The sequence below is a fragment of the Mesorhizobium intechi genome (assembly GCF_002879535.1).
GTDB classification, from domain to species: domain Bacteria; phylum Pseudomonadota; class Alphaproteobacteria; order Rhizobiales; family Rhizobiaceae; genus Mesorhizobium; species Mesorhizobium intechi.
In genome coordinates this window covers 36,475-55,560 of the sequence record NZ_PNOT02000061.1, presented here as the reverse complement: position 1 = coordinate 55,560, position 19,086 = coordinate 36,475, and the positions used below count along the sequence as shown (strand labels likewise).

21 protein-coding genes and 1 tRNA gene are annotated in these 19,086 nt (G+C 64.1%); 8 read left to right on the top strand and 14 right to left on the bottom strand.

Annotation, left to right across the window (positions count from 1 at the left end):
• The first annotated feature begins 304 nt into the window (after positions 1 to 304).
• On the top strand, positions 305 to 883 hold the full coding sequence (locus C1D09_RS05930; RefSeq protein WP_143973428.1) for an invasion associated locus B family protein: 579 nt from the start codon (positions 305 to 307) through the stop codon (positions 881 to 883).
• A 53-nt stretch (positions 884 to 936) separates the two neighbouring features.
• On the opposite strand, the gene coaBC is transcribed toward C1D09_RS05930, so the two are convergent.
• From coaBC to ubiE, 3 genes are all read right to left on the bottom strand, one after another.
• Positions 937 to 2,406, bottom strand: coding sequence for a bifunctional phosphopantothenoylcysteine decarboxylase/phosphopantothenate--cysteine ligase CoaBC (gene coaBC / locus C1D09_RS05925; protein WP_208760351.1), 1,470 nt, complete (start codon positions 2,404 to 2,406; stop codon positions 937 to 939).
• 90 nt (positions 2,407 to 2,496) lie between these two features.
• Positions 2,497 to 4,071: a 2-polyprenylphenol 6-hydroxylase gene (ubiB, locus tag C1D09_RS05920; RefSeq protein ID WP_143973427.1), complete on the bottom strand. Its 1,575-nt coding sequence runs from the start codon at positions 4,069 to 4,071 to the stop codon at positions 2,497 to 2,499.
• Between the two features lie 67 nt (positions 4,072 to 4,138).
• Complete coding sequence (gene ubiE, locus C1D09_RS05915; protein WP_143973426.1) at positions 4,139 to 4,915, bottom strand: bifunctional demethylmenaquinone methyltransferase/2-methoxy-6-polyprenyl-1,4-benzoquinol methylase UbiE; 777 nt, start codon at positions 4,913 to 4,915, stop codon at positions 4,139 to 4,141.
• A gap of 134 nt (positions 4,916 to 5,049) precedes the next feature.
• Here ubiE and C1D09_RS05910 point away from each other — a divergent pair, with 134 nt between their 5' ends.
• From C1D09_RS05910 to C1D09_RS05900, 3 genes are all read left to right on the top strand, one after another.
• Positions 5,050 to 6,024, top strand: a complete 975-nt coding sequence (locus C1D09_RS05910) for an adenosine deaminase (protein ID WP_143973425.1) — start codon at positions 5,050 to 5,052, stop codon at positions 6,022 to 6,024.
• 126 nt (positions 6,025 to 6,150) lie between these two features.
• Positions 6,151 to 6,780 carry a uracil phosphoribosyltransferase gene (gene upp, locus C1D09_RS05905; RefSeq protein WP_010911460.1) on the top strand — a complete coding sequence of 210 codons (630 nt, stop codon included), beginning with the start codon at positions 6,151 to 6,153 and terminating at the stop codon, positions 6,778 to 6,780.
• Between the two features lie 121 nt (positions 6,781 to 6,901).
• The gene (locus tag C1D09_RS05900; RefSeq protein ID WP_143973424.1) at positions 6,902 to 7,465 is read left to right on the top strand and encodes a TIGR02281 family clan AA aspartic protease; all 564 of its coding nucleotides are present in this window, start codon (positions 6,902 to 6,904) and stop codon (positions 7,463 to 7,465) included.
• On the opposite strand, the gene deoA is transcribed toward C1D09_RS05900, so the two are convergent.
• The 6 genes from deoA to C1D09_RS05870 all read right to left on the bottom strand — a co-directional run bounded on the left by deoA (position 7,466) and on the right by C1D09_RS05870 (position 13,826).
• Positions 7,466 to 8,785 (bottom strand): thymidine phosphorylase, encoded by a 1,320-nt coding sequence (deoA, locus tag C1D09_RS05895; protein WP_143973423.1) that lies wholly within the window; start codon positions 8,783 to 8,785, stop codon positions 7,466 to 7,468.
• A complete protein-coding gene (locus tag C1D09_RS05890; RefSeq protein ID WP_143973422.1) occupies positions 8,785 to 9,594 on the bottom strand; it encodes a purine-nucleoside phosphorylase in 810 nt (269 codons plus the stop codon). Before C1D09_RS05890 ends, deoA begins: the two co-directional genes overlap by 1 nt.
• A 30-nt stretch (positions 9,595 to 9,624) precedes the next feature.
• Positions 9,625 to 10,017, bottom strand: coding sequence for a cytidine deaminase (gene cdd / locus C1D09_RS05885; protein WP_010911456.1), 393 nt, complete (start codon positions 10,015 to 10,017; stop codon positions 9,625 to 9,627).
• A 167-nt stretch (positions 10,018 to 10,184) separates the two neighbouring features.
• Positions 10,185 to 11,156 carry an ABC transporter permease gene (locus tag C1D09_RS05880; RefSeq protein ID WP_143973421.1) on the bottom strand — a complete coding sequence of 324 codons (972 nt, stop codon included), beginning with the start codon at positions 11,154 to 11,156 and terminating at the stop codon, positions 10,185 to 10,187.
• A gap of 1 nt (position 11,157) precedes the next feature.
• Positions 11,158 to 12,297 carry an ABC transporter permease gene (locus C1D09_RS05875; protein WP_143973420.1) on the bottom strand — a complete coding sequence of 380 codons (1,140 nt, stop codon included), beginning with the start codon at positions 12,295 to 12,297 and terminating at the stop codon, positions 11,158 to 11,160.
• Positions 12,294 to 13,826 carry an ABC transporter ATP-binding protein gene (locus C1D09_RS05870; protein WP_143973419.1) on the bottom strand — a complete coding sequence of 511 codons (1,533 nt, stop codon included), beginning with the start codon at positions 13,824 to 13,826 and terminating at the stop codon, positions 12,294 to 12,296. Before C1D09_RS05870 ends, C1D09_RS05875 begins: the two co-directional genes overlap by 4 nt.
• A 215-nt stretch (positions 13,827 to 14,041) precedes the next feature.
• Here C1D09_RS05870 and C1D09_RS05865 point away from each other — a divergent pair, with 215 nt between their 5' ends.
• Complete coding sequence (locus tag C1D09_RS05865) at positions 14,042 to 14,251, top strand: SlyX family protein (protein WP_143973418.1); 210 nt, start codon at positions 14,042 to 14,044, stop codon at positions 14,249 to 14,251.
• A gap of 9 nt (positions 14,252 to 14,260) precedes the next feature.
• Positions 14,261 to 14,653: a hypothetical protein gene (locus tag C1D09_RS05860; protein ID WP_143973417.1), complete on the top strand. Its 393-nt coding sequence runs from the start codon at positions 14,261 to 14,263 to the stop codon at positions 14,651 to 14,653.
• Here the strand turns inward: C1D09_RS05860 and C1D09_RS05855 are convergent.
• The 5 genes from C1D09_RS05855 to C1D09_RS05835 form a co-directional block, all read right to left on the bottom strand.
• Complete coding sequence (locus C1D09_RS05855) at positions 14,648 to 15,109, bottom strand: GNAT family N-acetyltransferase (RefSeq protein WP_143973416.1); 462 nt, start codon at positions 15,107 to 15,109, stop codon at positions 14,648 to 14,650. The genes C1D09_RS05860 and C1D09_RS05855 overlap by 6 nt on opposite strands.
• Before the next feature lie 59 nt (positions 15,110 to 15,168).
• Positions 15,169 to 15,534 (bottom strand): VOC family protein, encoded by a 366-nt coding sequence (locus tag C1D09_RS05850; protein WP_143973415.1) that lies wholly within the window; start codon positions 15,532 to 15,534, stop codon positions 15,169 to 15,171.
• A 112-nt stretch (positions 15,535 to 15,646) separates the two neighbouring features.
• Entirely contained in the window at positions 15,647 to 16,636 is a 990-nt protein-coding gene (locus C1D09_RS05845; protein ID WP_143973414.1) for a BMP family lipoprotein, read from the bottom strand.
• 217 nt (positions 16,637 to 16,853) lie between these two features.
• Positions 16,854 to 17,177, bottom strand: a complete 324-nt coding sequence (locus C1D09_RS05840; protein ID WP_143973413.1) for a hypothetical protein — start codon at positions 17,175 to 17,177, stop codon at positions 16,854 to 16,856.
• 132 nt (positions 17,178 to 17,309) lie between these two features.
• Entirely contained in the window at positions 17,310 to 18,029 is a 720-nt protein-coding gene (locus C1D09_RS05835; RefSeq protein ID WP_246135660.1) for a hypothetical protein, read from the bottom strand.
• Between the two features lie 369 nt (positions 18,030 to 18,398).
• Here C1D09_RS05835 and C1D09_RS05830 point away from each other — a divergent pair.
• Together C1D09_RS05830 and C1D09_RS05825 are read left to right on the top strand one after the other, a co-directional pair.
• Positions 18,399 to 18,488, top strand: a tRNA-Ser gene (locus C1D09_RS05830).
• Positions 18,489 to 18,595: 107 nt separating this feature from the next.
• Positions 18,596 to 18,850 (top strand): hypothetical protein, encoded by a 255-nt coding sequence (locus C1D09_RS05825; protein WP_143973411.1) that lies wholly within the window; start codon positions 18,596 to 18,598, stop codon positions 18,848 to 18,850.
• Positions 18,851 to 19,086: the final 236 nt, after the last annotated feature.

The window sequence follows — 19,086 nt, the reverse complement described above, 5'->3', positions numbered from 1 at the left end:
GGATTCCGGCCGACGCCAGTTCGCCTCCATGGAAACGCCGGAGTGGAGTTCTTCAAAAAGGGCGGGAGATCGAAGGCCGCTTGGTGGCGGCGCAGAATCTGCCCCGCAACCTCGGATTGCACTTGACGGACGCGATCGATTCGCCGCTCTATCGGGTCGGCGCCAGCCTCGATGTGAATGGCGCCGGCATGTCCGCCAGGCATAGTGGCGCCTTCGAGGAAACGGTCAACAGAATGCAGTCAGCGCGTCTCTCAAGGTCAGTTTCCAGGCTGGCTCGAGGCGAAGCCGGGCGGGAGAGGTCTTGATGAGGAAATACGCGTATTTGGCTGCGATGCTAGGTGCGGCCTGCATCGCCGGCGTGCCGGCAGTGGCAGCGCAGACCAAAGGCGACAAGGTGGCGGCTCCGCCCGCCACGGCTGATGCGCCACAACTGCCGGGCGGGGCATCGGCCTTGTCCGAAACCCATGGCGACTGGACGGTCAATTGCCAGATATCGGGCACGAACAAGGTCTGCAGCCTGTCGCACCAACAGTTCAACAAACAGAGCAACCAGCGGCTGCTGGCGATCGAACTGTCGAGCAAGACCGGCGACGACGCGACAGGCACTCTTGCCCTTCCGTTTGGGCTGGCGCTCGCCAAAGGCGTCACCCTGACCATCGATGACCAGAAGCTGGACGGCAGCCTGGCATTCAACACGTGCCAGGCTGTCGGCTGCCTGGTGCCGGTGGCGTTCGACGCCAATGTCACGCCGCTGCTGAAGAACGGCACGACGCTGAAGATCGACGCCTTCGCGGCGGATACGGGACAAGCGGTGAGCTTTTCCATTCCGCTCAACGGTTTCGGCGGCGCGCTCGCCCGTACGGCGGAACTCTTGTCAAACTGACGGCTGAGACGGAATCTGATGCGCGGCGTCCAACTGGCGCGGGTCAACAGGGGTCAGACGACGATCGCCTTCAGCCGCTCGGCGATGAGGGCGGCGAGCCGCGCCGCTACCTCGTCCTTGGTCATTTCGGGCCATTCCTCGACGCCGGCCTTGGACACGATACGCACCCGGTTGCGATCGCCGCCCATGACGCCTGAAGGGCCGATGCCGCTTTCGTGCGACACATCGTTGGCGACGATCAGATCGGCGCCTTTCTTCGCGAGCTTGGCCTGGGCGTTGCGCAAGAGATCCTGCGTCTCGGCGGCGAAGCCGACGACCAGGCCGGGCCGCTGGCTGTGATGGCCGACGCCGGCAAGGATGTCGGGGTTCTCCACCATGCGCAGCACCGGCGGTCCTTCGCCCGCCACCTTCTTGATCTTTTCGCCGGCCGAATTCTCGCTGCGCCAGTCGGCGACGGCGGCGACGAACACCGCGGCATCGGCAGGCAAAAGTCGTTCGACCGCATCGCGCATCTCTTGCGCGCGCTCGACATGGATGGTTTTCACTCCGGCTGGATCGGCAATGCTCACGGGACCGGAGACAAGGCGCACATCGGCGCCAAGCCTTGCCAATGCGGCGGCGATGGCATGGCCCTGCTTGCCAGAGGAACGGTTGGCGATATAGCGCACCGGGTCGATCGGCTCATGCGTCGGGCCGGAGGTGACGATGATCTTGCGCCCCGTCAGCGGCTTGGGGCCGGCATAGAGCAGCGCCTCGACCGCGGCGACGATCTCCAGCGGTTCAGCCATGCGGCCTTCACCGGCCTCGTTGCTTTCGGCCATCTCGCCCCTGGCAGGGCCGACGAAAGTGACGCCGTCCTTGCCCAAGGTCGCGCGATTGCGGCGGGTGGCCAGATGCGACCACATTTTCGGATTCATCGCCGGCGCCATCAGCACCGGCTTGTCGGTGGCCAGCAGCACAGTGGAGGCCAGATCGTTGGCGTGACCATTGGCGAGCTTGGCCATCAGATCGGCGGTGGCAGGAGCCACGACTAGAAGATCAGCTTCACGCGACAGCCTGATATGGCCGACATCGTGCTCGTCATTGCGGTCGAACAGTTCGGTGAAAACGTGATCGGCCGACAGCGCGCCGACCGACAATGTGGTGACGAATTCCTGCGCCGCCGCAGTCATCACCACGCGGACCGCGGCGCCGCGCTCACGCAACCGGCGGATGAGGTCCAGCGCCTTGTAGGCGGCGATGCCGCCGCCGATGATAAGCAGGATGCGCTTGCCGGAAAGCGTGCCCCGCGGAACGATCTTGCCCGCAAGGGCCGCAACCGGGGTCGCCGCACTGGGCGAACTGGTCAATTCGCGCAAGGTCTTTTCGATCTGGTCGATGCGGCCGGGCCCGATCTGCCCGTCGACAGCGGCCCGGATCATGACCCGCGCCTGTTCTTCCATGGAGCGGTTGTTTTCCGCCGCCAACCGGCGCAGCAGTTCCTTGACCTCATCGTCAAGGTTGCGGATCGTGATGCTTGCCATGTGATTGCATTGTGTCCATCTTGTTCGATGGCAATGATAGCGATGCAATCACTTGACCGCAAGTCGCGGCCCGATCGTCGATGTTCAGGCCTAAAGAATCTTCCAGGCGATATAGAGCAGCGTCAGCGCGATCACCCAGAGCGCCACTCGGCCGGAGCGGCTGTAGCGCGCCTCGGCCTTGCCGATGGCATGGGCCGTGGTCTCATCGAAGCGCAGGCCGTGCTCGGCCATCAGGTCGATCTCACGCGACAGCCGGTCGGTGCGCGCGGCGAGTTCCGGCGCCTGGCGGGCGAGCGCCAGCAGCGCCTTGGCTCCGTCGCGCGCATCGATCATCATGCCGCGCGGGCCAAGGTTTCCCGCGATCCAGCCGCCGACCACCGGCTCGGCGGTCTTCCACATGTTGAAGGCCGGATCGAGCGTGCGCGCCACGCCTTCGACCACCACCATGGTCTTTTGCAGCAGGATCAATTCCGGCCGCGTCGCCATGTCGAAGAGCTCGGTCACCTCGAACAGCAGAGTCAGGAGCTTGGCCATGGAAATGGTCTCGGCCGGCTGGCCGTGGATCGGCTCCCCGATGGCGCGGATCGCCTGCGCGAAGGCTGCGACATTGTGCTGGCGCGGCACGTAGCCGGCCTCGAAATGCACTTCAGCGACGCGCAGATAATCGCGCGTGATGAAGCCGTAGAGGATTTCGGCGAGGAACCGGCGCTCCTTCTTGCCGAGACGTCCGGCAATGCCGAGGTCGACGGCGACTATGGTGCCGTTGGCTTCGACGAACAGGTTTCCCGGATGCATGTCGGCGTGGAAGAAACCGTCTCGCAGCGTATGGCGCAGGAACGACTGGATGAGATTGGCGGCGATCGCCTTCAGATCATGCCCGGCCTCCTCCAGTCCCGCGATGTTGTTCATCTTGACGCCGTCGACCCATTCCATGGTCAGCACGTCACGGCCGGTGCGCTCCCAGTCGACGGACGGCACGCGAAAACCCGGATCGTCCTTGGTGTTCTCCCCAAGTTCGGAGAGCGCCGCCGCCTCGAGGCGCAAATCCATCTCGATCTTGGTTGTCTGCGCTAGCGTCTCGGTCACCTCGACAGGCCGCAATCGGCGCGAGGAGGGGATGTATTTCTCCTGCAGGTGGGCGGCGAGGAAATAGCTTTCCAGATCCTGGAAGAAGCGGCGGCGCACGCCGGGCCGGATGACCTTCACCGCGACCTTGGTGGCCACGCCTTCATGAATGGCTTCGGCGGCATGGACCTGGGCGATCGAAGCGGCGGCGACCGGGTCGCCGAACTCGACGTAGAGATCGCCCACCTTGCGTCCGAGCGAGGTTTCGATGGCCGCGACCGCCTCGGCCTTCGGGAAGGTATGCATCTTGTCCTGCAACATGGCGAGATCGAGCGCCATGTCGTTGCCGACGACGTCGGGCCGCGTCGCCAGGAACTGGCCGAGCTTGACATAGGACGGGCCGAGCCGGACCACCGCCTTGGCCAGCCGGTCGCTGCGCTCATAGGCGAGCGCGCGACGACGGGTGAACAGCCGCGCCAGCCGCCAGCCGAATTTCGGCAGCCCGGACAGTTCCTCGCCCGGCAGGGCGGCGATGACGCCCTCGCGCACCAGCACCCAACCGGCCCGCGCGAGCCTGAAACCGGCGCCGACGCTGCTCATGGCCGCACCCAGGCCAGTTCTTGAGACCGGCATGAGCCATATCGGGAATGGGAAATGCGGGCCAGCCTCAAAGCTTCCAGCCCGAATGAAGCGCGGCAATACCGCCGGAATAGTTGCGGAAGGAAACGCGGTCGAAACCGGCGCGGGAGATCATTGCCGCGAAATTCTGCTGGTTGGGGAATTTCGCGATCGATTCAACCAGATAGGAATAGGGCTCGCCGTCGCCGGTGACCATCTTGCCGATCTTGGGTATGGCGTTGAACGACCAGGCTTCATAGGCCTTGTCGAGCAGCGGCATCTCGACCTCTGAAAATTCCAGGCACAGGAACCGGCCGCCGGGCTTCAGCACGCGGAACGCTTCCGCGAGCGCGACATCGATGCGCGGCACGTTGCGGATGCCGAAAGCGATGGTGTAGGCGTCGAAGGTGGCGTCGGCGAAGGGCAGTTCCTCGGCATTGGCCTCGACGAAATCGGTATTGCCCGACAGGCCCTTCTTTTCGGCCCGGTCGCGGCCGACACCGAGCATCGAGCCATTGATGTCGAGGACGGTGGCGTGGGCGTTGCCATGGCTGGCATCGACGATGCGGAAGGCGATGTCGCCCGTGCCGCCGGCCACGTCCAGGACCCTCCAGCCCGGCCGCTTCGGCGGATTGAGCCAGGTGACCATGGCATCCTTCCACAGCCTGTGCAGGCCGGCCGACATCAGGTCGTTCATCAGGTCGTAGCGATTGGCGACCTTGTGGAAAACATCGTTGACCAGGGACTGCTTCTCGCCTTCCCCCACACGCTTGAAACCATAGGAGGTTTCCATGCCGCCCGCGGCCGTGGTTCTCTCAACTGACATTTTTTTGATCCGTCATAAAACCGGCGGGACCATAGCCGATCGATGCTGTGGGCGCTATTGTTTAAGGCGCGGTGTTCAGCCGCGCTTCCAGGTGGTGGGTTTTCAAGACCTGGACTGACCGACGGGATGTTTGAATGCCTTTGAAAGCGGAACTGCACTGCCACATTGAAGGGGCAGCGGCGCCCGAGCTCGTCATCCGCCAGGCGCAGAAATACGGCAAGGATACCTCGCCCTATATCCAGAACGGTTCCTTCGTCTGGCACGATTTTACGTCCTTCCTCGCGGCTTACGACTTCTCCGCCGATCTGTTCCGCACCGAAGAAGACTACGCGCGGCTGGCAGATCACTATCTGACCAGTCTTGCCCGCGATGGCGCCATCTATTCCGAAGTCTTCACCTCGCCGGACCATGCGGCGAAAGCCGGGCTCTCGCCCAAGGCCTATACCGATGCGCTGGGCGAAGGCATGCTGCGCGCCAAGGCCAAGACCGGCATAGAGGGGCGCATGATCGTCACCGGCGTGCGCCATGTCGGCGTGGAATCGATCGAACGGGCGGCACGCTTCGCCGCGCGCTGCGGGAATCCGCTCGTCACTGGCTTCGGCGTTGCCGGCGACGAGCGCGTGGGGGAGATGGAGGACTATGTCAGGGCTTTCGAGATCGCGCGTGAGGCCGGGCTCGGCATCACCATCCATGCCGGCGAGCTGACGGGCTGGGAGACTGTCCAGGCGGCGCTTGACCATATCCGCCCCTCGCGCATCGGGCACGGTGTGCGCGCCATCGAGAATCCGGACCTCGTCCGGCGCATCGCCGACGAAGGCATCGTCCTGGAATGCTGCCCCGGCTCCAACATCGCGCTCAAAGTGTTCGACAGTTTTGCCGACCATCCGTTTCCCGCCTTGCAGGCGGCCGGCTGCAAGGTGACGCTCAACTCCGACGACCCGCCCTATTTCTGGACCTCGCTGAAGCGCGAATACGATATCGCGGCGGAGCATTTTGCCATGAACGAAAAGGCGCTTGCTGCCGTCACGAGGACCGCCATCGAAGCCGCCTTTGTCGACAGGAAGACCAAGGCCGCACTTCTAGCCCGGCTGAACGGCGCGGCGCGCTGATTTTCTTCCGACAAAGCTGTGGTCGATGGCGGCCAAGCGGTTCCTTGGCCGGTCCATAGTCGCTAGGGTCGTTCCAGCTGCCTGAAGCGCGTCCGCGCGCCGGGCGACACGCATCAGGAGATCATCATGAAGGGCGTCACCGTCGTCGACCATCCGCTTGTCCAGCACAAGCTGACCATCATGCGCAAGAAGGAGACGTCCACGGCCGGTTTCAGGCGGCTGTTGCGCGAGATCTCGCTGCTGCTGGGCTATGAGGTCACGCGCAATCTCGAGCTGACGACGACAACCATCGAAACGCCGATCGAGACCATGGAAGCGCCGACACTGGAGGGCAAGAAGCTGGTGTTCGCTTCGGTGCTGCGCGCCGGCAACGGTCTGCTGGAAGGCCTGCTCGACCTGGTGCCGGCGGCCCGGGTCGCGCATATCGGCCTCTATCGCGACCACGAGACGCTGGAGGCGGTCGAATATTTCTTCAAGGCGCCGAGCGATCTGGCCGACCGGCTGGTGATCGTCGTCGACCCGATGCTGGCGACGGCCAATTCGGCGATCGCGGCGATCGACAAGCTGAAGGGGCGCGGCGCCACAAATATCCGGTTCCTGTGCCTTTTGGCGGCGCCCGAAGGCATCGAACGCTTCACCAAGGCGCATCCGGACGTTCCGGTGTTCACGGCGTCCATCGACCGGCAGCTCAACGAGAAGGGTTACATCATGCCCGGCCTCGGCGACGCCGGCGACCGTATGTACGGGACAAAATAGTACCAGGCACAGTTCCTGGTGCTGTTTACCGAATGTTTACGCAACGGCGAGGTTTTTGGCGCCCGTTAAAGCGGCAAACACTATCCGGCGCTAAAGGATCGGCCATCACGAAGGCCGATCCATGCTGCGCAAGCTTCTCATCCTCGGCGTCCTTGCCGGAACATCGGCATCGATCCCGGTCGTCTATCAGTCGAATCCGAAGATATTCGAAAACCTGCTGAAATCGACGGTTACGGCCAGGCCCGAGGTCGAGGCACAACCGCAGGTCAACCTGGCGTCGGTTCCCGACAGACCGGCGGCGCCGTTGCCGACCGGCCGCAAGGTCGTCGTCACCGCGGACGGTCGCGGGCATTTCTCGTCGACCTTCAAGCTCAACGGCCGTCAGGTCGACGGGATGATCGACACCGGCGCCACGCTGGTCGCGGTCAACACGTCGACGGCACGCAGGATCGGGCTGTCGCTCAATCCGTCCGATTTCAGCCATGAGGTCGATACCGCCAACGGCTCGATCAAGGCGGCGGTGGTGACGATCGACCGCCTGCAGATCGGCAGCATCAGCGTCGACGGCGTGCGAGCCATCGTGCTCGACGACAGGGCGCTCAGCACCAACCTGATCGGCATGAGCTTCCTCAGCCGGCTCGGCAAATATCAGGCCGAAAACGGTGCGCTGCTGCTTGTCCAATAATCAACCGCGCGGCAGGATCCGCCGGATGACGGTTTTGTCCGCCGGGGGTTTCGAGGCGCCGATCGCATAGGCCGAAACCACGGCGGCGGCGGCCGCCTCGGCATCTGAGGGCGAGCGGGCGTGAATCAGCGCCAGCGCGTCTCCGGCATGGACTTCCGCTCCTATGGGCAGCAGCCTGGTGATGCCGACGCTGGGGTCGATCTTGTCGTCAGGCCTCGTGCGCCCGCCGCCGAGACCGACCACCGCAAGGCCGATATCGCGGGTGGCGATCCCGGTGACGAAGCCGTTTGCCGTCGCCCTAACCACGAATTCCGTTGGCGCGTTCGGCAGATAATTTTCCGGCTTCTCGATGAAATCGGTAGGGCCGCCAAGCACTGCCACCATGCGGGCGAAGGTGGCGGCGGCGCGGCCGCTGGTGAGTGTCTCGGTGGCACGCCGCAAGCCATCCTGGTTGGACGACACCAGTCCCGTCGACTGCAGCATTTCGGCCGCCAGCGCCAGCGTCACATCCTCCAGCCGCCGGTCGCGCAGGCGGCCGGTAAGGAAGTCGACGGCGTTGCGCACCTCGACGGCATTTCCGGCGGCCGAGGCCAGCGGTTCGTTCATGCCGGTGATCAGCGCCGAGACCGTCAGTCCGGCGCCGCTGGCGACCTCGACCAGGCTGTTGGCGAGCGCGGTCGCGTCGCGCGACTTCTCCATGAAGGCGCCATTGCCGACCTTGACGTCCAGCACCAGCGAGCCCAGGCCGGCGGCCAGCTTCTTCGACAGGATCGAGGCGGTGATCAGCGGCACCGACTCCACGGTGCCGGTGACGTCGCGGATGGCATAGAGACGGCGGTCGGCGGGCGCCAGATCGGCGGTCTGGCCGATGATGGCGCAGCCGGTTTCCAGCACCGCCCGGCGAAACAAGGCGATATCGGGCTGGCTGATGTAGCCGGGGATCGCATCCATCTTGTCCAGAGTGCCGCCGGTATGACCAAGGCCGCGGCCCGAAATCATCGGCACATAGGCGCCGCAGGCGGCGACGATCGGCGCCAGCATCAGCGAGACATTGTCGCCGACGCCACCGGTCGAATGCTTGTCGGTGACCGGGCCGGGCAGGTCCGACCAGTCGAGCACATCGCCGGAATCGCGCATGGCCAGCGTCAACGCCACGGCCTCGTCGCGGTTCATGCCGTTGAAGAACACCGCCATGGCGAAAGCCGCGGCCTGGCCATCGGTGACGGCGCCCGAGGTCACGCCGCCGATGAAGGCCGCGATTTCACCTGCCGACAGCCTGTGACCGTCTCGCTTGTGGCGGATGATTTCCTGCGGAAGCATCAGCTCTCCAGCAGCCCGTCGCGGAACACTTTGTGCAGGACTGTGGCCAGCCGCGACCCGCCGACTGGCGCCATGTCCTTGGTCTCCTGATGCGAAAGCTCGGCTCCGGTCATGCCGGCCGCCAGATTGGTGATGACCGAACAGGCGGCGACGCGCAGGCCAAGGAAGCGGGCGAGAATGACTTCCGGCACGGTCGACATGCCGACGGCGTTGGCGCCCATGATGCGCGCCATGCGGATTTCGGCCGGCGTTTCGAAGCACGGGCCGGAAAACCACATATAGACGCCCTTGTGCAGCGCGGTGCCGGTTGCCGTGGCGGCGCGTTCGATCGCCTTGCGGATGCCGGCATCGTAGGCTTCGGTCAGGCCTACGAAGCGGCGGTCGCTGGGCTCGCCAATCAGCGGATTGCTGCCGGAGAAGTTGATGTGGTCGGTGAGCAACATCACCGAGCCCGGGGGCATGTCCGGGTCGACCGAACCGGCCGCGTTGGTGAGGATCAGTTTGGTGATGCCGATGCCGGCAAGCACTTCCAGCACCGGGCGCATCGCCGCCGCGTTGCCATGCTCGTAATAGTGGGCGCGGCCGGACAGCATTAGCACCGGCGCGCCGGCAAACAGGCCCGCCACCACTTCCCCAGCATGGCCGCTGACGCCGCTGCTGGGAAAGCCGGGCAGGTCGGCATAGGGGACGCGGATCGGGTGTTCGATCCGGTCGACAAGGACGCCGAGGCCCGATCCCAGCACCAGCGCCGTCGACGGCGCCAGGCCGCCCAGCCTTTCGATCAGATGGTCCACGGCTTTTTCGGTCATTGCAGCCCGCTCTTCATTGGAGCCAGTTCCTCATTTCAGGATATCGCCGCGGAACCCATAGGGCAGCATGTCACCCATGGTCACGGTCTCGGCCACGCCCGTATTGTCGCAGAGGTAGAGTTTTGTGTCCGGCTGGCAGAATTCGGCCAGCCGCTGGCGGCAGCCGCCGCAAGGCGAGCACTTTGCCATGCGTTCGGCAAGGACCGCGATTTCCACGATCTTGCCGCCGCCGCCCATAATGTAGTGACCGAGCGCGGTGGTCTCGGCGCACCAGCCTTCCGGATAGGAGGCGACTTCGATATTGGCGCCGGTGAAGACGCGTCCGTCCTCGGTGCGCAAGGCCGCGCCTACCGGAAATTTCGAATAGGGCGCATAGGCCTTGGCCATGGCGGTCCTGGCCGCTTCAAACAGATCATGCGACATTTCAGTTGTTCTCTCCGATGATCGTGTCCAAAACCCGGCGCGAGGCACACGCCGGGCCGTCAACCCTTAAAGCGCGTCGTGCCGACACCGAGTCAGGCGACGCGCTTAACTCTTTGCTTTGTGCATGTCGTTTTCCCAAAACCGAGATCACTTTTGGGCGGCATGCATTAGCGTTCCTTGACGTAGGGCACGCCGCCGGCGCGCGGCGGGATGGCCTTGCCGATGAAGCCGGCGAGCAGGATGACGGTGAGGATATAGGGCAAAGCCTGCATGAACTGTACCGGCACCTTGCCAATTATCGGCAAGGGCGATCCCTGCAGGCGGATCGCCGCCGCATCGAGGAAGCCGAACAACAGGCAAGCGAACATGGCGTTGACCGGCTTCCACTTGGCGAAAATCAGCGCCGCCAGCGCGATGTAGCCCTTGCCGGCGGTCATGTCCTTCACGAAGCCGCCATTCTGCACCATCGACAGATAGGCGCCGGCCACGCCGGTGAGGATACCGGTGCAGATCAGGGCACGGTAGCGCAGCCAGGCGACCGAAATGCCGGCGGTGTCGACGGCGGCCGGGTTCTCGCCGACGGCGCGCAATCTAAGGCCGAAGCGGGTGCGGAACAGCACCCACCAGGTGAACGGCACCATCAGGAAGGCGAGGTAGACCAGCAGCGAATGGCCTGAGATCAGTTCCGCGTAGATCGGCCCGATGACAGGCACGTCCCTGACCGCGTCGGCGCCGGGCCAGACAATTGCGTCGAACCGTTCGCCGGGCTGCAGCGCCGGCGTGCGCCCGCCCTGCTGGAACCAGGCCTGACCGAGGATGATGGTTGATCCGGCCGCGATGAAATTGATCGCCACGCCGGAAACGATCTGGTTGCCGCGGTGGGTGATCGAGGCGAAACCATGCACCATGGCGAAGGCGACCGAGATCAGGATTGCCATGCCCAGGCCGATAAAGGCCGAATGGAACACGGAAGCAGCAGCGGCGCCGGCGAAGGCACCGACCAGCATCTTGCCTTCCAGCCCGATGTCGAAGATGCCGGAGCGCTCGGAAAAAAGACCGGCGAGGCAGGCTAGCAGCAATGGCACCGACAAGCGGATGGTCGAGTCCAGTATCTGCACGATGGCGATAAAGACATCCATCTCAGGCGCCCCTTCCCTTGACCACTTCCATGCCGACCGACCTTGGACTGAACGAGGCGAACATCGCCTGGATGTAGGGCCTGAACATGTGTTCGAGCGCGCCGGCGAACAGGATCACCAGACCCTGGATGATGACGATCATGTCGCGGCTGATCGCGGGCATTTCGAAGGCAAGTTCGGCGCCGCCCTGATAGAGCATGCCGAACAGGACCGCCGCCAGCACGATGCCGACCGGATGCAGGCGCCCCATCAACGCCACTGCGATGCCGACGAAGCCTGCGCCGGAAACGAAGTCGATCGCGACATTGTGCTGGTCGCCCATCACCGGATTGAGCGCCATCATGCCGGCCAGCGCGCCCGAGATCATCATCGCGGTGATGATGATGCGGGTTTCCGAAATGCCGGCATAGCGCGCCGCCTTGGGGCTGTGGCCATAGGTGCGCATCTCGTAGCCGAGCTTGGTGCGCCAGATCAGCAGCCAGACCAGGAAGGCCATGAGCAGCGCCAGCAGGAAGGTGACGTTGAGCGGCGCCGAGCGGATCTTGGCGCCGAACAGTTCGATGACCCAGTTGAGCTTCGGCAGTTCCGCGCCGGCAAGGAAGTTGCGGGTTTGCGGTGCCTGCGACCCGGCCGGCTTCAGCAGTCCGACCAGCAGATAGACCATGCTCGAGGCGGCGATGAAGTTGAACATGATGGTGGTGATGACGATGTGCGAGCCGCGCCTGGCCTGAAGGTAGGCGGGGATCAGCGCCCACAAGGCGCCCACGAGCGCCGAAGCGACGATGGCCATCGGGAATGTCAGCCACCAGGGCAGCGTGCTGTCGAAGGACAGGCACACGATGGCGATGCCAAGGCCCGCAATGTAGGCCTGTCCCTCGGTGCCGATGTTGAACAGGCCGCAATGCGCCGCGACCGCCACCGAAAGCCCGGTGAAGATGAAGGTGGTGGCATAGAAGAGGGTGAAGGCGATGCCTGTTCCCTTGCCGAAAGCGCCCTCGACCAGGATGACGGCGGCGCGGAACGGGTTCTCGCCGACCAAGAGCACGACGAAGCCGGCGACAATGAAAGCCACGGCCAGGTTGATCACCGGAATCAGCCCATAGTCGGCCCAGGCCGGCAGTTTGGCGTACGGCGTGCTCAAAGTGCTGCCTCCTGGCGCTCGACGCCCGCCATCAGCAGGCCAAGCTCGCCCTCGGTCGCTTCCGGACCGCGCTCCCCGACGATGCGGCCCGCGAACATCACCAGGATGCGGTCGGAGAGCGAGCGGATCTCGTCGAGTTCGACGGAGACCACCAGCACGGCCTTGCCCTGGTCGCGCATGGCGATCAGGCGCTTGTGGATGAATTCGATGGCGCCGACGTCGACGCCACGTGTCGGCTGGCCGACGATCAGCACGCCCGGATCCTGCTCCATCTCGCGCGCCAGAACGATCTTCTGCTGATTGCCGCCGGAGAAGTTCGCCGTCTTCAGGCGCGGATTGCCGGGCCGGATGTCGTATTTCTCGATCTTGTCCTTGGCGTCGGCCACTATGGCATCGACGTTGAGGAATGGCCCTTTGAGATAGCGGGGGTCGTCGTGATAGCCGAGGATGGAATTCTCGTTCTCCTCGAAGGCCAGCACCAGCCCGACATGGTGCCGGTCCTCCGGTACATGGGCGAGGCCGCGGTCGCGCAGTTCGCCGGGGTCGGCCGCACCCGTCAGGTCGATCGGCTTGCCGTCGAGCATGACCGAGCCGGAAACGGCGCGCCTGATGCCGGAAATCGCCTCGAGCAGTTCGGATTGTCCGTTGCCGGCGACGCCGGCAATGCCGACGATCTCGCCGGCGCGCAGGTCGAAGGAGAGGTCATCGACCATGGTCACGCCACGCGAATCCTTCACCGTCAGGTTCTTGACCGCGAGCTTGACGGCGCCGGCTTCCACTTCGCCCTTTTCGACCCTCAGAAGCACGCGGCGCCCGACCATCAGTTCGGCCAGTTCGCCCACCGTCGTCTTGTTGGTTTCGCGCGTCGCCACCATCGTGCCCTGGCGCATGACCGAGACATTGTCGGTGATGGCCATGATCTCGCGCAGCTTGTGGGTGATCAGCACCACGGTCTTACCCTGATCCTTCAATTGCTTGAGGATGCGGAACAGATGGTCGGCCTCGGCCGGTGTCAAGACGCCCGTCGGCTCGTCGAGAATGAGGATCTCGGCGCCGCGATAGAGCGCCTTGAGGATTTCGACGCGCTGCTGCAGGCCGACCGGCAACTCCTCGATGATGGCGTCGGGATCGACTTCGAGCCCATATTCCCTTTCGAGGCGGTCGAGTTCGGAGCGCGCCTTGGCGATGCTGCTTTTCAAGAGGGCATCGCTTTCGGCGCCGAGAATGATGTTTTCCAGCACCGAGAAATTGTCGACCAGCATGAAATGCTGGTGCACCATGCCGATGCCGAGCGCGATCGCGTCATTGGGAGTCTTGATCGATGCCGGCTTGCCGCCGACGCGGATTTCGCCGCTGTCGGCCTGGTAGAAGCCGTAGAGAATCGACATCAGCGTCGACTTGCCGGCGCCGTTCTCGCCGACGATGCCGTGGATGGTGCCGCGCGCGATCTCCAGGTTGATGTCGCGGTTGGCGCGCACGGCGCCAAAACTCTTGTTGATGCCGATCAGTTCGATTGCGGCTTGCGCCATGCAGCCAGTCCCACTCTTATTTTTTTATCGCTTGGTCAAAATGCCTAGCATGACGCCCCGCCCGTGCCAATTGGCCGGAGCAGTATCCACTCTCGGCAAATCCCGGTGCGCTTGTCAATTTCCAACGTGTCCGCAGGCTTCATATTCGCTAATATGGCGACGTCGAAATTCGCATCACGATGCAAGGCATCGTGGTGCAAGATCAGGGACTGCGAATGAACATGCCTGCCGACCGGCTGACGACGCTGGAAATCCGCAGCGCCGAGCAGGAGAAGACCATCGAGGAACTGTCCGGCCAGATCGCCGAGCAGTGGCAGGTGATCGAGCGCATGCAGCGCAAGCTCGATGCGCTGACCGACCGTTTCCTGGCGCTGGAGGAGCAGTCCGCGCCTGACGTGCCGGTGACCAAACCGCCGCATTGGTAGGAGGAACAGATGGCCAGTGAAAGCGATCGCGTGGCGCGGGCCGGCGACTATGTGCTTGGCCTGATGAACGACAGGGACCGCGAGCGCGCCGAGCGCGACCTCGCGATCGATCCCGCCTTCCGCGACGCGGTGATGCGGCTGGCCGAGCGCATGCATGTCTTCGATCGCAACCGGACGTCCGGCAGCGACACCAACTGGCAGGCGATCTCGCAGCGCCTCAGTGAGCTGCCGCAGATGCGTGCAGTCGCGGGCACCGAAGTGAAGCCGGCGCCCGTCATCCATCGCCTGGAGCAGAAGCCTTACGGCTTCGGCGTGCACGCGCTCGGCGGACGCCGCGGCGCCGTCATCGCAATTGTCCTGATCTCAGTCTTTGCGCTGGGCTATCTCGTAGGACAGCTATAGTCGGAGCTCGCGCGACATCAGCAGCATCGGATCGCCGTCCTGCTCAAACGGCTCGACCATTGCCCAGCCGATTGCGGCATAGAAGTCGCGCGCTTCCCACGTATAGAGATAGAGCCTCTCCACACCGACCGAAGCCGCATGCACTTCGATGGCCGCGACCAACGCGCGGGCGATCCCCTTGTTGCGGTATTCCCGGTCGACGACCAACCCCGCCAGCCACGGCGTCAGATGATGCGCGGGTTGCAACTCGTGGCGAACCAGCAGACAGGTCCCGACCGGCATATCACCGATCCGGGCAACAAGCGCCGTCTCGAAGCCATCCCCGTTAAGCAGCTCGCGAAGCCCGGCGACGTCTTCGTCCAGCGTTCTAGCGCTGCCCTCGAAAAAGGCGGCGATGCGCAGGCGCCCCACCGCCTCGACGTCGCTTTCAGTCATGGGGCCGATGATCGGCTTCATTCTTGCCTCTGAAAGTTCCACCCGTCCGAGCCTTCGCATCTTCCCGAACTGCTTGAGTGTCAGACGGTAGAGCCCGATGGCTGCCACAGCTCGATCGGATTGCCTTCGGGGTCGTGGATTCGGCAAAAGCGGCCGACCTCCGAATCCCATTCCGGGCGCATTTCCACGGTGATGCCTGCCGCCTCGAGGCTGGTGATCGCCGCATCGATGTCGTCTACGCGGAAATTGATCAGCCACTGCTGATCGGCACGGCCAAAATAGTCGGTGTCCTCCTTGAACGGTGCAATGATGGTCGGGCCTGCCTGCTGTTTCCAGACCGTCCTGGAGAAATCCGATATGCCGAGATGGGTCTCGTACCATGTCGCCAGCGCTTGCGGGTCGCGGGCGCGAAAGAAGAACCCGCCTATGCCTGTCACTGTCGCCATGTCCTGTTTCCTCGGTCGTTCCCGGGTGGCAAGCGGCGCCCAGTCGCAGGACAGTACAGACACAAAACCGCCGGGCTTTCACCCGGCGGTTCGAAACATCAGTGGCTACCGATCAATACGGGCAGGCGTTGTCGGCGGTGTAGTCGTGCACCTGGATCGTGCCGGCGATGATGTCGGCCTTGGCCTTTTCGACCGCCGCCTTCATCGCGTCGGTGACCAGCGCCTTGTTGTTGTCGTCCATGGCGTAGTCGACGCCGCCTTCCTTGAGGCCGAGATTTTGCAGACCGCCTTTGAAGGTGCCGTTCTTGCCATCCATGAAGGCGGTGTAGACGGCAACGTCGACGCGCTTCAGCATCGAGGTCAGCACCTTGCCTGGCTGCAGGCCGTTCTGGTTGGAATCGACGCCGATGCCAAGCTTGCCGGCATCCGCGGCTGCTTGCAGCACGCCGACGCCGGTGCCGCCGGCCGCGGCATAGACCACGTCGGAGCCCTGGTCGATCTGCGTCTTGGCGATCTCGCCGCCCTTGGCCGGGTCGTTCCAGGCCGCCGGCGTGTCACCGGTCATGTTCTGGATGACGTCGGTGGCACCTGCCGACTTGGCGCCGCCGACATAGCCGCATTCGAACTTGCGGATCAGCGGAATGTCCATGCCGCCGATGAAGGAGACCTTCTTCGACTTCGAGGCCATCGCAGCCATGATGCCGACGAGGTAGGAGCCCTCATTTTCCTTGAACACCAGCGAGCGGACATTGGGCAGATCGACGGCATCGTCGATGATGGCGAAGTTCAGGTCGGGATAATCTTTCGCGACAGCCTTCAGCGCGTCTTCCCAGGCAAAGCCCGCCATGACGATCGGGTTGCGGCCGTCCTCGGCGAAGCGGCGCAGCGCCTGCTCGCGCTGCGAGGCGTTGGACACTTCGAACTCGACATAGGCGACGCCGGTTTCGGTCTTGAACTTCTCGGCGCCATGGAAGGCAGCCTCGTTGAAGGATTTGTCGAACTTGCCGCCCAGATCATAGAGGATGGCCGGCTGGACATCCGCGGCGAAAGCCGGAAGAACCATTGCGGTTGCGGCCAGGAGGCCGAGAACGATACGTTTCATGTGATCCACACCCTGTCGGTTATTTTTTCCGTTACGCCCCGCCTGCCTCCCGGTTCCGCGGCCGGCATGCGACGTCAGCCAGGAGTGTATTCCCCTCCCGCTCGGCGGCAATCTGGCACGGCCCGAAACAAAATTCACGCGGAATTTTGACCTTTTGGAAAAGCATGCCAGGGGCAGGCCGCGCCGCAGCTCGACCTCGCCTGGCGACCTTTGCCGCTCAGTTGGCGGCGAATTGGCCGGTGCGCCGCTGGCGCCTGTAGCCGATGGCGTAGAGCAGGAAGGCCAGCACCGCGAACACGGCAAATCCCGGCTGGTCGAGCACCCAGGCGATGAGGCCATCCCACAAAAGCGGACTGGCCTTGGCGCGGACGAAGGTTTCGAATGCTGCCCGCGTCTGCGGCGAGACCGCGAGCCAACTGGCATTGAGCGGGGTCAGCACAAGCGCCGAAGCCGCCACCGTGCGCGTCGTGTCGAGCACCGCCATGATGACGGAGACTGACAACGCGACCATCGCGGCAAGGCGGAAAATGAAGCGAAACATCCAGGCTCTCCCCCGGCCGATTCTTGACGCTTTCCCAAGGGATCTCCGGCACGTGTCCCAAACGAGAAATAGAATTTGTCTGGCCCGCCCGCAACCGCGATACGCGAATTTGAAGGCCGCGCTTTTCTGTCCCTATGCCACAGGCTTGCGCCTGCGCCGATGGACCAGCCAGATGGCGAGAATGCCGCCGCCAATGGCACCGACCACCAGTCCGGCCAGGCCGATGAAGGCGGCGAAATAGCCGCAGCCGCCCTCGAAGCAGCTCACCTCGGCGACATCGGCGATCACCGAGCCGGCGAAGAAGCCGACCAGGGCACCGACGACGGCGCCCAGAATGATGCCGAGCAAGGCGGCGATGATGGAGACGAAGACCGGCGGCGCTTCGGTTTGCGGCTTGGCATAGACGGACCCGGCGCCCGAGCCGGGGCGCAACAGGTAGATGCAAAGCAGGCCGATGCCGATCTCGATGGCGGTAATGCCGAGGCTCCTGGCGGAGACGACGAATTGCGGCACCGTCAGCACATAGGCCTGTCTTGCCAGAACCCAGACGATGGTGGCGATCTGCCAGATGGTGAAATGGCGAGGGAAACGCCCTGAACGGCCAAAGGCGAGGCCGAGCAGGTAAAGCCCCCACAGGATGGTGATGACATTGGCGACGAGCCCGCCAACAAGGAAATAGAAGATCTTGTCCGGCAGGCCGGAATTGCCGACCAGCCACCATGCCGACGCCAGGCCATAGACCGACCACGCCATGACGAAGATGAGCCAGCCCACAGGGACGTAAAAAAGGTCGCCACCCGGGCGGCCAGGCGGCGCCTGTCCTTTGTCGGGTTGTTCGCTGCTCGATGTCATGTCCGGACGATGCCCCCGCAAAGCCTCCGCCTTACTCGACAGGCGACCGACAGCGAAGTCAAGCGCGGCGGGTCTTGCCGCCTTGCCTGTGCACATCATTCGGCGCTGGCGCCCCCGGGAACCGGTGCGACGGCGACTCGGCGAACCGCCATGCGGCCGGCAAAGCGAATAGAGTGCCGTTATGGCTTGGCATTCGGCGCGGGATCGACTAGATGAGCCCCGCGCCTGTTGCTTCGACGGCTCAGGTGCCGGGGAGGGATGTCCGCTGGTTGGGCGGCATCCATGGCGCGGGACATTCCGCGCCGCGGCCCCAAGGAGATGCATCTCCCCAACCCGCGCGGCGAAACCGGCCGGCGCGAAGGCAAGGACGGAGAGGTGGCCGAGTGGTTGAAGGCGCACGCCTGGAAAGTGTGTTTACGGGAGACCGTAACGCGGGTTCGAATCCCGCTCTCTCCGCCATCTTCCCATTGATCTCGATGTCAGCCGCAAGCGGTCCAAGCGCCTGGACCCAGAGGGTACCCCCGGTCTTCAGGGGAACGATCCGCTCCGCCATGAGTTAGCACTCCATGATGTACACCCAGGAGCACAACGGACGCGGCGCGATGGCCGATCTTATGATCTTGGAACTGGCCAAGGCCAGACTGCGCGTTAAGCGGGCGGAGGTCGCCCTCAGGCGCGCCAGGGCAATGCTGGACGAGGATCGCGGGGTGGGAATCAATATTGCGCTCTGCGGCAGCATAAGAGCCCTCCAGCGGCGTGTCATTGAGGCCAGAGAGCGCCTGACGAAGATCGATTCACTCGCGAGCTCCAATTCTACATAGTTTGGGCTTCGTTCCGCGTCAGGAGCAAGGCAGTGCGGGCCACAGCGCGGCAATTGAGGTTGTGACCTTCTCCACGCCGGTTATCGTCGCCGTCTTGCGACCTCCACTATTCCCGATCCAGCACCGCGGCAACCATGCCCCAGTCGGCGCGGCCAGCAAGCTCCGCGCATTGTGCGCGGCCTTGTGCTCGACAAGAACCGGTCGTCGTGCATGCGCTAGACGGTCTCGGCCAGGCA

Excerpts from the sequence above, each read along its gene's own strand:
- coaBC (WP_208760351.1), bottom strand. The coding sequence starts at position 2,406 with ATGGCAAGCATCACGATCCGCAACCTTGACGATGAGGTCAAGGAACTG.
- C1D09_RS05835 (WP_246135660.1), bottom strand. The coding sequence starts at position 18,029 with ATGACATCGAGCAGCGAACAACCCGACAAAGGACAGGCGCCGCCTGGC.
- C1D09_RS05890 (WP_143973422.1), bottom strand. The coding sequence starts at position 9,594 with ATGACCGAAAAAGCCGTGGACCATCTGATCGAAAGGCTGGGCGGCCTG.
- C1D09_RS05930 (WP_143973428.1), top strand. The coding sequence starts at position 305 with ATGAGGAAATACGCGTATTTGGCTGCGATGCTAGGTGCGGCCTGCATC.
- C1D09_RS05910 (WP_143973425.1), top strand. The coding sequence starts at position 5,050 with ATGCCTTTGAAAGCGGAACTGCACTGCCACATTGAAGGGGCAGCGGCG.
- cdd (WP_010911456.1), bottom strand. The coding sequence starts at position 10,017 with ATGTCGCATGATCTGTTTGAAGCGGCCAGGACCGCCATGGCCAAGGCC.
- C1D09_RS05850 (WP_143973415.1), bottom strand. The coding sequence starts at position 15,534 with ATGGCGACAGTGACAGGCATAGGCGGGTTCTTCTTTCGCGCCCGCGAC.
- C1D09_RS05825 (WP_143973411.1), top strand. The coding sequence starts at position 18,596 with ATGATGTACACCCAGGAGCACAACGGACGCGGCGCGATGGCCGATCTT.
- C1D09_RS05865 (WP_143973418.1), top strand. The coding sequence starts at position 14,042 with ATGAACATGCCTGCCGACCGGCTGACGACGCTGGAAATCCGCAGCGCC.
- ubiE (WP_143973426.1), bottom strand. The coding sequence starts at position 4,915 with ATGTCAGTTGAGAGAACCACGGCCGCGGGCGGCATGGAAACCTCCTAT.
- C1D09_RS05870 (WP_143973419.1), bottom strand. The coding sequence starts at position 13,826 with ATGGCGCAAGCCGCAATCGAACTGATCGGCATCAACAAGAGTTTTGGC.
- C1D09_RS05880 (WP_143973421.1), bottom strand. The coding sequence starts at position 11,156 with ATGGATGTCTTTATCGCCATCGTGCAGATACTGGACTCGACCATCCGC.
- C1D09_RS05860 (WP_143973417.1), top strand. The coding sequence starts at position 14,261 with ATGGCCAGTGAAAGCGATCGCGTGGCGCGGGCCGGCGACTATGTGCTT.
- C1D09_RS05855 (WP_143973416.1), bottom strand. The coding sequence starts at position 15,109 with ATGAAGCCGATCATCGGCCCCATGACTGAAAGCGACGTCGAGGCGGTG.
- ubiB (WP_143973427.1), bottom strand. The coding sequence starts at position 4,071 with ATGAGCAGCGTCGGCGCCGGTTTCAGGCTCGCGCGGGCCGGTTGGGTG.
- C1D09_RS05845 (WP_143973414.1), bottom strand. The coding sequence starts at position 16,636 with ATGAAACGTATCGTTCTCGGCCTCCTGGCCGCAACCGCAATGGTTCTT.
- deoA (WP_143973423.1), bottom strand. The coding sequence starts at position 8,785 with ATGCTTCCGCAGGAAATCATCCGCCACAAGCGAGACGGTCACAGGCTG.
- C1D09_RS05900 (WP_143973424.1), top strand. The coding sequence starts at position 6,902 with ATGCTGCGCAAGCTTCTCATCCTCGGCGTCCTTGCCGGAACATCGGCA.
- C1D09_RS05840 (WP_143973413.1), bottom strand. The coding sequence starts at position 17,177 with ATGTTTCGCTTCATTTTCCGCCTTGCCGCGATGGTCGCGTTGTCAGTC.
- upp (WP_010911460.1), top strand. The coding sequence starts at position 6,151 with ATGAAGGGCGTCACCGTCGTCGACCATCCGCTTGTCCAGCACAAGCTG.